Origin of the sequence: Kordia jejudonensis, assembly GCF_001005315.1 — a bacterium.
Classification (GTDB): Bacteria; Bacteroidota; Bacteroidia; order Flavobacteriales; family Flavobacteriaceae; genus Kordia; species Kordia jejudonensis.
Map to the genome: position 1 here is coordinate 63,912 of NZ_LBMG01000002.1, position 13,687 is coordinate 77,598.

Here is a 13,687-nt window from a genome sequence, read left to right on the forward strand (position 1 = left end):
TTTAAATTTTTATGTTTAGTGTCAATCCAACTTCACTTAAAAGTGGTGTATTGAAAAAATTAAGTTCTTGTGCTGAGCGATTTCCATACAAAGCGCCATACGGTGAGTTTCCTCTAAATTTTGACCACGTGAATAGGTTTTTTGCGTACAAACCCAGTTTACATTCCCTAATAAATGTTTTACTTCGATACTGATTTTCAAAAGAATATGAAATGTCTAACGATTTTATATTCACATAGCTTGCATCTACAATGGCGTCTTCAGCTACGCCTTCAAAACCGTAACGAACAAATCTATTTTCCGTAATAGGATTCGCAGCATTGTAAAAGTCAACAGGAATTGTATTTGGATTTCCTTGTTGATTCACTCCATTGAAAATAAAATTGGTAATGTTTCTATCTGTGGCCGATTGTTGTGAAGTTCCAACATAGTTAAGAACATTTTGAGTTCCATTCCAAATGTCGCCTCCTTTTTGAATATCAATGACAATATTCAATTCAAAATTTTTCCATTCAAAATTATTGCTAAACCCTAGATTATAATCAGGAATTGGATCGCCAATAATTTGAGGAGTTGAATTTACTAAAGGAAAACCAGCATCGCCAATTACCACATTATTTTGTGCATCTCTTTGATATGCAGAACCTACGATGACACCTGCAGGTTGACCAACAATTAAATTTTTAGAAGTAGTTGAAAATCCAGCAATAGGAATGCGTTCTTCATCATGTAGCAGCCTTTCGACTTCCGTTGTATACGTAGCAAAGGAAATTTTGGGTTTATAGTAAAATTCGTCAGCTATTCGTATTCTTGAATCGATATTAAATTCAAATCCTGAACTTTTAATATCGGCTACATTATCTAAGATAAAAACGTCGTTATTGATGATAGGAAACACGCTTCCCTTTGTTTTTGAATTAAAGTAGGTAGCCTCTACATCTGTTCGCCAACCATAAGAAGAAAATCCAAATGCAAGGCTTGTTTCATAGTTTAAAAGTTCTTCTAATCTGACATTAGAATTGATAAATAAATCATTGTTAGTCGTATAACCTAAACTTTCTTGTGGAGAAATGAGTAAACTGTTATGACTTAAATTGTTGTAATAAAGCGACGTATCATTGACATCAAAAGAGACATTTGAAGACACTGAGAATTGGTAGATATCTCCATAAATGTCTAGTAACTCTTTTAAATCCAATCGCGTGTTGAATGAAGGTAAAAACCATTTGTTATTTTGTACAGACGAGTAATAGGAGTTATTTACAAGTGTAAACTTTAATTTGTGATCCAATTCATATTTAAATTGATTCAGCAATCGGACTACACTTCTTGATTTTAATTGATTATTTTCAACAGTACTTGTCGCATTTTCATAGGAGAAAGGATCAAAACCTGAAGCTGTTAACAGTGAAAAATCTAAATCACTAAAAGTGTAATTAATAACTGATTTTATATCGATTTCATTATTATCACGCTTAAAATATCTAAAATTAGCGACAGCATTTAGGTTATGTTGCTTGATCATTTTATCGCTTGCAAAACCATCTTCAAAACCTGCTGTGCCAGTTACTGCTCCAAATTTTTGTTCCTCATTGGTATGTCTGTAATTTAAGTTTCCTTTTAAAGTGATATCGTCTGAAATATCGATTTCATTTTGAACACTGGCAACAAAAGATGTATTCTGAACTGCATTTCGGTTCGTATTCAGTAACCATTCTGGATTATTGAATTGTGAGTTAAAACGTCTTTGTGTATTGTCTGATAAAATAGAACCTTGATTGTTACTAAATGAAGGTGGCGTTGCCCATAAATTCAACAGTAAATTTTGCTGAAAACCATTAATATTTGGTTGGTTATTTCTATCCGTTTGATATACCAAAAATGCTTCCCAACCGAGTTGATTCGTTTTTTTATTCCTTTTATAATTTAATGAAAGTTTGTTACTGAAACTACGTTCTCTGTTGTATACATCTTTATAATTTTGATTGAAAAAGTCAAACCCAATTTGTTCTGAATCAGTGGATACATTAAAGAATAGTTGATGTGAATTGACAATTACATGTTCAAACAATGAGTTGTTATAGGAATTCGCTGGAACTCCATTTCCGTTTCCCATATTGACCAATTGTCCATTGGTATCGTAGTTATAATTGGCGCCATTAAACTCAAGCGAATTTAATGCCGGACCATACGAAAATATATTTCCTGTTTCTGCTCCTTGAAATGCAAGTGTTCCCGCAACTGGAATTCCTTGACTGAAAGTATTCTGCAATTCTGGAAGGTTTCTTTCGTTGACAAATTGAACTCCAAAACTCGCATTGTAGCCAACTTCATAAAATAAATCTGGACTAAAATAAGTCAGTTTTACGTTGTCTTTTTTAACATCAATATTTCTGATTCTATCATACTGAAAATCGCCGCTATTTTTATTGTATGTCCATTTTGAGTTTTCTATACTTTGTACTGCATCTCCTTTTTTTGTTACTTTTTTGACAGCGTTCAAATACGCATTCGATTGTATTTTTTTTACAGTTATATAACTTAGTTTTTCGTCCGTAGTTTCTCCAAACATTTCAGGAACAACCCGAACTTCTTTTGTCGCCATTCCTACAAAAGCAAAAACTAGGATGTCATTCACACTACATTCTATAGTATAATTTCCGTCAAAATCTGTGTAAACGCCATTCGAAGTTCCTTTTACAACAATATTAACTCCAGGCAAAGGCAAACCGCTATCATCTGTTAATACTCCAGAAACTTTTCCTTGCTGTGCAAATAACATGGATGAGACGAACAGACTTACCACGACTAGTATTTTATTTTTTAAACTCATTGACGACTTATATTTTTGAAATATTAATTTCTTGCATCAAATATATTGACACATTTTAAGATATAAAATCAATAATGAGTGAATAGCCGTTTCTGTTTAGGGAAGTGTTGTAAAGGTACTTATTTACATTTTATGTGAATGTATCTGAGATTATAGCTCTTTTTGTAGAAAAAATTGGAGTACATTCATAAAGATCCTGCTCTGCAGCAGGATGAGTTCAACTTACAACTTGCTGCGCATCCTTCGGATTTCTATAAAACTAAGTTGTAAAATAAATACTGTAAAGAAAAATTGAAGAATATTCTTGAAGATCCTGCTATGCAGCAGGATGAGTTCAACTTACAACTTGCTGTGCATCCTTCGGATTTCTATAAAACTAAGTTGTAAAATAAATACTGTAAAGAAAAATTGAAGAATATTCTTGAAGATCCTGCTCTGCAGCAGGATGAGTTCAACTTACAACTTGCTGTGCATCCTTCGGATTTCTATAAAACTAGGTTGTAAAAAAATGCTGTAAAGAAAAATTGGAGTACATTCGTAAAGATCCTGCTATGCAGCAGGATGAGTTCAACTTACAACTTGCTATGCATCCTTCGGATTTCTCTATAGAACTATATTGTAAATAATACTAGAAATAAAAATTGGAGTACATTCATAAAGATCCTGCTCTGCAGCAGGATGAGTTCAACTTACAACTTGCTGCGCATCCTTCGGATTTCAGCAAGTTGAGTTTCACTCAAATAAAAAAGCATCCCAATCTTCTATAAAGAAAAAAGGAAAGCTTTTCATTGGTTTAACTACTAAACCAAGGTAAATCAAGGATTTACCTTAAACAACACAACTAAATCATTTTGCCAAAAAAAGCTTCTCTTCGAAAGAGAAGCTTTGAGCAATTTTAGCGGTCTGGACGGGATTCGAACCCGCGACCCCATGCGTGACAGGCATGTATTCTAACCAGCTGAACTACCAAACCGTTGCTTGATTGCGGATGCAAATATACACCACAATTCTATTTATGCAAACATATTTGAATAAAAAATTAAACTTTTTTTCATCTCTCTATGCAAACTTTTGTCTTTCAACTAAATACGTTAACAATATTTTTTCAAAATTTTTCGTAATGTCTGCAGCAACATACTTAATTTTATATTGCGCACATTTCATTTTTAATTGTGAAAAATACGCTGACACCGCTTTTTGATAGTTTTCCTGAACAGAATCTGCATATAAATCTATATGTTCTCCAGATTCTACATCAATAAATCGTTTGGGTTTGTTATCAAAATCGAAGTTTAATTCTTTTTCTGAATCAAATACATGAAATAAAATAACTTCATGTTTGTTGTATTTTAAATGCTGTAAGGCTTCAAATAGTTTTTCATCTTCAACACCATCTTGAAACATATCCGTAAAGAGGAAAATAAGGCTTCTACGGTGTATTTTCTCCGCAATTTGATGCAAATAGGTGTAGGTGTCTGTTTTTTTATTGATTCGCTTTGTAGTAACCGTTTTATCAAGCGCATTTAATAACAATTGATGATGCCGTTCGCTTCCTTTTTCAGGTGCATAAAAATCGTAATTATCAGAATACACACTTAGTCCAATCGCATCGCGTTGCTTTTTTAAAATATTCATCAACGAAGCTGTTGCCAATACTGAAAAACCAATTTTATTCAAGTTTTCCAACGATGGATTTTCAATAGTTGGATAATGCATTGACGAAGAATTATCTAAAATGATATGACATCTTAAATTGGTTTCTTCCTCATATTTTTTTGTGTATAATTTATCCGTTTTTGCAAATAATTTCCAGTCAATATGCTTAGTACTTTCGCCTTGATTGTAAATTTTATGTTCAGCAAATTCGGCTGAAAATCCATGAAACGGACTTTTATGCATTCCAGAAATAAATCCTTCAACTACTTGTTTTGCAAGCAATTCTAAGTTTTTAAATCCTGAAGTTTTATTAAATTCTTGTTGTAAATTCACAAGTGTTTTTCTTTAGTAAAATATATTTTTATGAAATATACTGATTTTTAGTGTTATGCAATAGTACTTTGAGTTAAAGTAAAGGTAATATTTAGCGTGAAGTTTACCTCATCAAATAATAATCATATACTTTAAAAGTTTTAGCAGAATCCTGAGTTTCATTAAATAAAAAAGGCTTGACAATTGCCAAACCCTTCTATTTTTATGATACAAATTATTCTATTAAGCTAATAACTTGTCTAAAGCTTGTGTGTATGTACTTTTCGGTGCAACACCAACTTGACGTCCTACTAATTCTCCGTTTTGGAAAATTAATACAGTTGGAATGTTACGCACTCCAAACTGCGCTGCATATCGTTGGTTAGCATCAACATCTAACTTTCCAACAACAGCTTTCCCATCATACTCTTCTGCAATTTGATTTACTACAGGACCTAACATTTTACAAGGTCCGCACCAAACTGCCCAAAAGTCAACCATTACTGGTTTGTCACTATTCATTACTATTTCTTCGAAGTTAGCATCTGTGATTTCTAAAGCCATAATATATGTATTTTTAAATTTTAAATTTATTTTTTAAGTTAATATGCAATATTAGTCAAATATTCTGCCAAAACTTACACCACAAGTATACATTTTGATTATACATGAATTGGTTTTTCTTATTATTATTTAACGTCAGTTTGATATAAGTGATTCAATTCATATTTGTAATTGAGTTTAGAAACTCTTTGCTAAATACCACATTTTCTGTGTCTTATTTTCATTTTCTTTGCTTTCCCAAAGAAAAGAAACAAAAGAAAGGGAACTTTTCCAGAGGTATTTTTAGTTTTTCTTTTTTGGAAAAACTAAAATCGCATGAATTTCCCTAAATTTTTTCCAAGGCTTCAAAAATTTTTAACGGAAAATCCCTGCTATACTTCGGAAAAGAAAAGTATCAAACTAAATTTTTATGTCGAATTCACATTATATAACAAACAGCAAAAGAGTCTTCCCAAAATGATATAACTCGATTTTCATTTTTCTACTTTGAAAGAATAGGAAGAAATTAAATCGTCATTAATGTATAAATGCACATCGTAATATCCTCTGTATTTAAAAGTATGCTTTAACGTAAGTTTTTGATTTTCAATAGCTACAAATTCTGGAGTTACCTTGTTTTCATGTTCGTTTTTTTCAACAATTAAATATACCTCATCTTTTTCTACAGGTATTTTTAGTTGATATGAAAAGGTAACTTTTTCATGTTGTTTTACAGTATTGTCCAATGTTTTTGGTGTAATGTGACTTCGAAAGTACGTATATGCATTTCCATAAATTACAGGCGCTTCCAGAAACATGTCAAATGTTGGTTGCTTATTTTCTAATAGAAACCACTTTTTATCTTCAGGATGATGATTTACAGAAAATAGTTTTGGATCGGCAAGAAAGAAGCCATCGTTGTATTGAAATTGAAAACGATACGACGTCGGATTTGGCACGCCGCTTGCCCAAGTTGGATCGCAGAGATACCATTTGTTATTGAGTTTTACAGCATTCCATGAATGATTTGGCGCATACAAAGATGCAATTTCAATGGTACTTGTACGTGCGTATCCATTGACAATTTCACATTCTATATCGGCCAAATTTGCCAATTGTTTGATAAGATATGCGTAGCCAGTACAAACTGTTCTATTTTTTTTGACAAGTTTTTGAAAGGCAATTTTCTTGAATTTTTTGTTCCACTCGGCAAGTTTCAAACTATCATCTTTATACTGTTTGCGTTTTCGCATGTTGCGTCTAAACATGCTGTAATCGTTTGAAACATTACTGCAAACCCATTTAAAAATAGCTCTAAAGCGTTCAACATCTGTTGTGAGTTCAGATGTAAGCTTGTATGATAGTAAAGGTAAATTGGAAAGATTTTCATCTTTGTATTTCAATGCAATTTTATCTGCTTTTTCAAAATTTATCGCTTCAAAATCAGCAATTTGTGCATTGGACTGAAATACAAAGATGAATAGAAATATGTATATTATTTTCATTAAAATACTACTGTAGTATCTTTAATTACTACGTTTAGATTTGTAACGCTTTTCAGAATTTGGTGCTCCTGTAAATTCGAATACTTCTTCGTAGATTGTTAATTCTATAAACGTTGTATTGTCTTTAATTTTGAATTCTTTGGTTTTATAACCTACGTAACTAATGAGCAATACATCGCCCGTTTTTAGTGCCACTGGAAAAGTAAATTCTCCTTTTTCATTGGTCACAACGCCCATGTTAGAATCTTTTAGCGTAACATTGGCACCAAGAATTGGTCCTTCGTCATTGCTTATAACTCCTTTGATCGTTTTTCCTTTTTGAGTTGCAGTGTTCGATTGTCCGTGCATTGGAACAAATGCAAAAATGGCAAATACTAACAATGCAGTATACCATAATTTTCGTGTACTTGTGAATTGAATCTTCATAATGCTAAATATTTTAGTTGATCAAATTTATGATTTGAAATACGCTTAAAAAAACGTTATTGAGTAAACGTTCACTTTGAATGAGTGAATGCAATTTTTATACAATTTACAACTTTCAGCCGATATCTGTTTGATTCACAATAATTTTAACTCAAATTCTTTAAAATGTGTGAAATGTATTTTTGCACCTTTTGCAGCGAGTTTTTCTCGATTATCTTTACCAATTCCTATAAATTCGAGCCCCAAATTGTTTGCCGTTTTTACATCCCAAACGCCATCTCCTAAGGAAATAACACGTTTGAAATGATTTACATTGAAATAGTTTTTTGCTTTTACGATGGAAGCATGTACAATTTCTTCACGTGTAAAATAGTGTGTGGATGTGACTAACAATTCTTCCTCAAAACGAATATTTGCGGCATTCAACTTAAAAAGTACTGGTTTTAACAACGAACCTGTTTGATGTATATTTTCGCTATCGAGCAAGGTTCCATCAATGTCAAAAACGAGAAGGTTTTCTTTTTTCATTGCGAGTTCTTTAACCAATCTTCTGCTTCTTGGGTATACCAATTTTTTGAAAAATTCTTAGCATTTACAATACTTTCAAAATGATATCTAGCTTTTACCTGATCTCCTTTTCTATCATAATATGTGCCCATGTATGAATGTAAATAAGGGTTTTCAGGTGTTTCGCTTAGTAATTTTTCTCCTATTTGAACTATTTGAGCATCAAATTCATTGAATTCGCCAAGTTCCATATAAAAGGCTACATCTTTTAAGAATATAAGGTTGTGAAGTAAATTTAAATCTGCATAAGCTACATAATCTGGATACTGCGAAAAAACTTTCTTTAGTAATTTGGCACTTGATTGTAATTTTTTAGGTTGAAATCTCGCCATATAGGATTCAGCCAGCGCTTCTGCTAGTATTTTTTTTCTATAAAATTCTTGATTCGAAAAATCATTTTTTGATATTTCATCTGGATTTTCAAACAACTCCATTTCATCAAGTTCAAATATGTAATTCTTTAAAAAACTCATCACAAAGAGCGAAGAACTCGCATCTCCGTAAATTAATCGAGCAGGATCACTTAAAAGATTCGTGTTGGCAAGTACTGTTAAAGTGATATTTTCAGCAGGTATTTTTAATAAAAGACTCGAATAACAATCATATTGACCATACGCCCAAACAATATCTATATTCTCAAATTGTTGGTTAAAAATGCCATATCCATACGGTAAATTGCCATTAAATGATGAAAACATCTTTTCTTTTGACTCCTGTGATATTAGCACGTTTTGATCCAAAGCGGTATTGAAAATTGCTAAATCATTGAGATTTGAAACAATGCCTGCTGAAGTAGAATATCCAAAATCTATAAAACCATTTTCAATACCATTGTTCAACATATAAGGTTTTGCTACTATTCGTTTTTCTTGCGATAACTGTGCTGAATCTTTAAGTAAAAAAGTGTTTTTGAGTTTTAGTGGCGATATAATTTCTTCATCCATTACTTCAACAAATGACTTTCCAGAAACGTGTTCAATTACTTGAGTTAACAGTCCAAATCTTGAACTATAATAAAACTCCTTCCCTACTTTTCCTTGTGAAGTGTGAGATAGTACATGTTTTACAAGAACGGAATCTTCAAAGATAGGTTCTGACAAATATGTATTAATGGGCGCGTCTAATGAAAGTTTTTCTTGCGCTACAAGTTTCATAATCAAAACTCCTGAAAACACCTTTGTTATCGACGCAATTGGAAATAACACTGTAGAATCTAATTTAGTTTGGTTAGCTACATCCGAAAAACCCAAGTAGTTTTGATAGATGATTTCTCCTTCTTTTTCAATGGAAACTGCTAATCCAGGAATTTGGAAATAGTCTTTTAATTCCTGAATTTCAGAAGTAAATTTTTCTACGTTTCGATGTGTATGAGTTTCTAATTCTGAACAGCCAAAAACCATTAAAATCAAAATAACCAGTTTTAATCCTAAAATCGTTTTCCAGTATTTCTTCATAAACTCTAATTAATCCGATATTTTACATCTTCAGCTTCTAGCGCATCTAGTAATTCTTGTGTAATATGTACTTTTTTCTTCTTGCTTGGCGCTTGTAGTTTTATCTTTTCTTTCGCTTCATATAAAGTAAAATGCAATGATTTATCGCCTTTGTGTGTTTCTAAAATTTCATAGATAAAATCTAGCTTTTGCTCTTCTAACTTATTCACATCCAACTGAATCGTTAATTTTCGCGCAGTAGCGTCCATCACGTCTTGTAATAATTGCATCGAATTGAATTGAATTCTAGGATCGCCACGTTTTCCCGTATCTTTATTGACCCAACCTTCTTTTATGAATGCTTTTATGAATACGAATGAATTTGGCACAAAAAAGTGTCTAAATTTTAAATAATCTTCTCCGAAAATCCTGAATTCATACGATTCTGTATAATCTTCAACGGTAAATAACGCCCAACCTTTTCCATTTTTAGAAACTCTATGTTGCACATCTGTTACAACGCCCGCAAAGGGAATTTCACGATTGACATAGTTTTCCATTTGGGAGAAATACGATAAGTCGCCTTTACAGAAAAATTTCATTTCCGCTTTAAAATCATCTAGCGGATGCCCAGAAATATAAATCCCGACAACTTCTTTTTCGCGTGCCAATTTTTCCATAGTTCCCCATTCTTCACATGGTGGCACTTTTGGTTCTTCTATTTGTACTTCGCTTGCTTCTCCAAACAAACTTACTTGAGCTGAATTTTGATTTTCTTGAAATTTTGCTCCGTATTTTACAGCTTTTTCTAAGAATGTAATGTTGTCATTTTCGGTGTGAAAATATTGTGCTCTGTGTGTATTTCCAAACGAATCAAATCCGCCCGCGAGCGCTAAATTTTCAAATGCTTTCTTGTTTGCTGCGCGAAGATCTATACGTTTTGCCAAATCGAACACAGACTTATATTTTCCTTCCGAACGTTCTTTTACAATTGTTTTCACAGCGCCATGTCCGACACCTTTTATGGCACCCATTCCAAAACGAACGGCACCTTGATCGTTTACCGTAAATTTGTAGAACGATTCGTTTACATCTGGACCTAAAACGTCCAGTTTCATACGTTTGCATTCTTCCATAAAGAATGTTACCGTTTTGATATCGTTCATATTGTTAGAAAGTACTGCCGCCATATATTCCGCAGGATAATGCGCTTTTAAATAAGCTGTTTGATAGGCAATCCAAGCGTAACATGTAGAGTGCGATTTGTTAAATGCGTAGGCTGCAAATGCTTCCCAGTCTTTCCAAATTTTTTCGAGTTTGTCCTCGGCATGTCCTTTTTCAGAAGCTTGCTTGATGAATTTAGGCTTCATCTTATCAAGTACAGCTTTCTGTTTTTTACCCATCGCTTTACGCAAAACATCGGCTTCACCTTTGGTAAAATCTGCTAATTTCTGCGACAGCAACATTACTTGCTCCTGATAAACTGTAATTCCGTACGTTTCTTCTAAATATTCTTCACAGGCATCTAAATCGTACTCAATATCTTCTTCTCCATGTTTTCTGCGAATGAAACTTGGAATGTATTCCATTGGACCTGGACGATACAAGGCGTTCATTGCAATGAGATCGGCAAACGTTGTTGGTTTGAGCGATTTCATGTGTTTTTGCATTCCAGGCGATTCGTACTGAAACACTCCTACCGTTTCTCCTCGCTGGAATAGTTCATATGTTTTTTCGTCTTCTAACGAAATGTTATCGATATCAATGTCAATTCCGTGCTTGTATTTTACAAGTTTTACGGTATCTTTTATTAAGGTTAGGGTTTTTAGTCCTAAGAAATCCATTTTTAGCAGACCTGCATCTTCCACAACTGAGTTGTCAAATTGTGTACAATACATTTCTGAATCTTTCGCCAATGCAACAGGAACGAATTTTGTAATATCATCAGGTGTAATGATAACTCCACATGCGTGAATTCCTGTATTACGCACCGAACCTTCTAACACACGTGCCATGTTGACGGTTTCGGCTGCTAATCCTTCTTCTTCAGAAATATTGACCAACTCATTGATGAGCAATACTTCTTCTGAACGGAATTTTTGTTTGAGTTCTGCTTCTGATTTTCCAAAAATCTTTGCCAGTTTTGTGTTTGGAATCAGTTTGGCGATTCTGTCCGCTTCACTTAATGGCAAATCTAACACACGTGCAGTATCACGAATAGATGATTTTGCTGCCATAGTTCCGTATGTGATGATTTGCGCAACTTGATTTTCGCCATATTTATCAATTACATAATCCATCACACGACTTCGCCCTTCATCATCAAAATCAATATCAATATCGGGCATCGATACACGATCAGGATTTAAGAAACGCTCAAAAAGTAAGTCGTACTTTATAGGATCAATATTTGTAATCCATAAACAGTATGCAACTACCGAACCTGCCGCCGATCCACGACCTGGACCAACCGAAACGTCCATATTTCGTGCTTCGCGAATAAAATCTTCTACAATTAAGAAATATCCTGGATATCCTGTCTTTTCAATGGTTCCCAACTCAAAATCGAGTCGTTCTTCAATTTCTGGTGTAATTTCTCCATAACGTTTTTTGGCACCTTCGTATGTTAAGTGACGTAAGTATTTGTTTTCTCCACGCTTTCCTCCATCGTGCTTGTCTTCTTCAAACTGAAATTCTTCAGGAATATCAAACGCGGGTAATAGGACATCACGTGCCAATTCAAATGGTTCAACTTTGTCAATGATTTCTTGTATGGAAAGAATGGCATCTGGCAAATCTTTGAACAAGGTTTTCATTTCGTTTGGCGACTTGAAATAGTATTCCTGATTTGGCAATCCATACCGATATCCACGACCGCGACCAATTGGTGTTGCTTGTTTTTCGCCATCTTTTACACATAATAAAACATCGTGCGCAGTAGCATCTTCTTGTGCAATGTAGTAAGTGTTATTTGTTGCAACGAGTTTGACATCGTGCTTTTTTGCCAATTTGACTATGACTTCATTGACACGATTTTCATCTTCTTGATTATGGCGCATGATTTCCACATACAAATCATCTTGAAAGGTATCTTTCCACCAAAGTAGTGCTTCTTCGGCTTGCGATTCTCCCATGTTTAGTACTTTGTTTGGAACTTCTCCGTAGAGATTTCCTGTAAGTACCATGATATCATCTTTGTATTGTTCTATGACCTTTTTGTCAATTCGTGGCACGTAATAAAAACCTTTTGTGTACGCTATGGAAGACATTTTTGCCAAGTTGTGATAGCCTTTTTTGTTTTTGGCTAAAAGCACAATTTGATATCCGTTGTCTTTTCGGGTTTTATCTAAATGATCTTCACAAACGAAAAATTCGCAGCCAATAATAGGTTTTAGCAGTTTTGCATCTGTAGTTTCTCCTTTTGCGGATGCTTCCTCAATTTTTGCCTTTACGGCTTTATTATGTGTATTGACTTGCTTTACAAAATGAAACGCACCCATCATGTTGGCATGATCGGTAATGGAAACTGCTTGCATGTTGTATTTTGCTGCCGCTTTTACTAAATCGGGAATGCTTGCTGTTGATTGCAATACCGAGAATTGCGAATGGTTGTGTAAATGTACAAATTCGGCATTTTGTAAAGCTTCAAGGTTTTCTGCAATTTCTTCTTTGGAAATTCCGCCATCGCCTTGTTCTTTTGCCAAACGTTTCCGAATTTTCTCAGAAGCTTTTTTAAGATTGATATGCTTCAATCCGATCATTTCGATCGGTTGCGGATTGTTTTCTGAGAAACGTTCAAAGTAATCTGGTGCAACATCTAATTGCTCCACCGTATATTCTTTTCTTCGAATGAGTTCTAAGAAACAACGTGTCGTTGCTTCTACATCGGCGGTAGCGTTGTGCGCTTCGCCAAAACCTACTCCGAATAGGTATTGGTGTAATTCCGTAAGTGTTGGAAGTTTAAATTTTCCAAAACGTCCTCCTGGCAATTGACACAAACTAGCAGTTGCTTCTGTACACGTATCTAATACGGGAAGTTCTTGCAGTTTGTTTGCAACATTTCCGCGATAGAATTCTGCGCCCATGATGTTGACATCAAAGCCCACATTTTGTCCGACTATAAATTTTGTTTTGGACAGTGCAATGTTGAATTTCGCCAATACTTCTTCCAGTGAAATTCCTTGTTCTGCTGCGAGTTCAGTAGAAATTCCGTGAATTTTTTCCGCATCATACGGAATGTTGAATCCGTCTGGTTGTACCAAATAATCTTGATGTTCGATAAGGTTTCCCAATTCGTCATGCAATTGCCAGGCAATTTGTATACATCGTGGCCAATTGTCGGTGTCTGAAATTGGTGCGTCCCATCGTTTTGGTAATCCTGTTGTTTCGGTATCAAATATTAAGTACATATG

The 13,687-nt window shown here is 34.0% G+C and carries 8 protein-coding genes and 1 tRNA gene; all 9 read right to left on the reverse strand.

Going from position 1 to position 13,687, the window contains the following annotated elements:
* Window position 1: 1 nt before the first annotated feature.
* The 9 genes from AA089_RS01180 to dnaE all read right to left on the reverse strand — a co-directional run bounded on the left by AA089_RS01180 (window position 2) and on the right by dnaE (window position 13,684).
* Complete coding sequence (locus tag AA089_RS01180; protein ID WP_082113164.1) at window positions 2-2,833, reverse strand: carboxypeptidase-like regulatory domain-containing protein; 2,832 nt, start codon at window positions 2,831-2,833, stop codon at window positions 2-4.
* 899 nt (window positions 2,834-3,732) lie between these two features.
* Window positions 3,733-3,806, reverse strand: a tRNA-Asp gene (locus AA089_RS01185).
* 86 nt (window positions 3,807-3,892) lie between these two features.
* Window positions 3,893-4,822 carry a DUF58 domain-containing protein gene (locus AA089_RS01190; RefSeq protein ID WP_046755078.1) on the reverse strand — a complete coding sequence of 310 codons (930 nt, stop codon included), beginning with the start codon at window positions 4,820-4,822 and terminating at the stop codon, window positions 3,893-3,895.
* A 222-nt stretch (window positions 4,823-5,044) separates the two neighbouring features.
* On the reverse strand, window positions 5,045-5,365 hold the full coding sequence (gene trxA / locus AA089_RS01195; RefSeq protein WP_046755079.1) for a thioredoxin: 321 nt from the start codon (window positions 5,363-5,365) through the stop codon (window positions 5,045-5,047).
* Window positions 5,366-5,838: 473 nt separating this feature from the next.
* Complete coding sequence (locus AA089_RS01200; RefSeq protein ID WP_046755080.1) at window positions 5,839-6,849, reverse strand: transglutaminase domain-containing protein; 1,011 nt, start codon at window positions 6,847-6,849, stop codon at window positions 5,839-5,841.
* 21 nt (window positions 6,850-6,870) lie between these two features.
* A complete protein-coding gene (locus AA089_RS01205) occupies window positions 6,871-7,275 on the reverse strand; it encodes a carboxypeptidase-like regulatory domain-containing protein (RefSeq protein ID WP_046755081.1) in 405 nt (134 codons plus the stop codon).
* A 135-nt stretch (window positions 7,276-7,410) separates the two neighbouring features.
* Window positions 7,411-7,803, reverse strand: a complete 393-nt coding sequence (locus tag AA089_RS01210) for an HAD family hydrolase (RefSeq protein ID WP_053002154.1) — start codon at window positions 7,801-7,803, stop codon at window positions 7,411-7,413.
* Window positions 7,800-9,296: a serine hydrolase domain-containing protein gene (locus AA089_RS01215; protein ID WP_046755082.1), complete on the reverse strand. Its 1,497-nt coding sequence runs from the start codon at window positions 9,294-9,296 to the stop codon at window positions 7,800-7,802. Before AA089_RS01215 ends, AA089_RS01210 begins: the two co-directional genes overlap by 4 nt.
* 5 nt (window positions 9,297-9,301) lie before the next feature.
* Window positions 9,302-13,684, reverse strand: a complete 4,383-nt coding sequence (gene dnaE, locus AA089_RS01220) for a DNA polymerase III subunit alpha (RefSeq protein ID WP_046755083.1) — start codon at window positions 13,682-13,684, stop codon at window positions 9,302-9,304.
* Between the last annotated feature and the right edge of the window lie 3 nt (window positions 13,685-13,687).

What these genes read in the sequence shown, in the direction of transcription:
- AA089_RS01180 (WP_082113164.1), bottom strand. Translation starts at nt 2,833, where the DNA reads ATGAGTTTAAAAAATAAAATACTAGTCGTGGTAAGTCTGTTCGTCTCA.
- trxA (WP_046755079.1), bottom strand. Translation starts at nt 5,365, where the DNA reads ATGGCTTTAGAAATCACAGATGCTAACTTCGAAGAAATAGTAATGAAT.
- AA089_RS01200 (WP_046755080.1), bottom strand. Translation starts at nt 6,849, where the DNA reads ATGAAAATAATATACATATTTCTATTCATCTTTGTATTTCAGTCCAAT.
- AA089_RS01205 (WP_046755081.1), bottom strand. Translation starts at nt 7,275, where the DNA reads ATGAAGATTCAATTCACAAGTACACGAAAATTATGGTATACTGCATTG.
- AA089_RS01210 (WP_053002154.1), bottom strand. Translation starts at nt 7,803, where the DNA reads ATGAAAAAAGAAAACCTTCTCGTTTTTGACATTGATGGAACCTTGCTC.
- AA089_RS01215 (WP_046755082.1), bottom strand. Translation starts at nt 9,296, where the DNA reads ATGAAGAAATACTGGAAAACGATTTTAGGATTAAAACTGGTTATTTTG.
- dnaE (WP_046755083.1), bottom strand. Translation starts at nt 13,684, where the DNA reads ATGTACTTAATATTTGATACCGAAACAACAGGATTACCAAAACGATGG.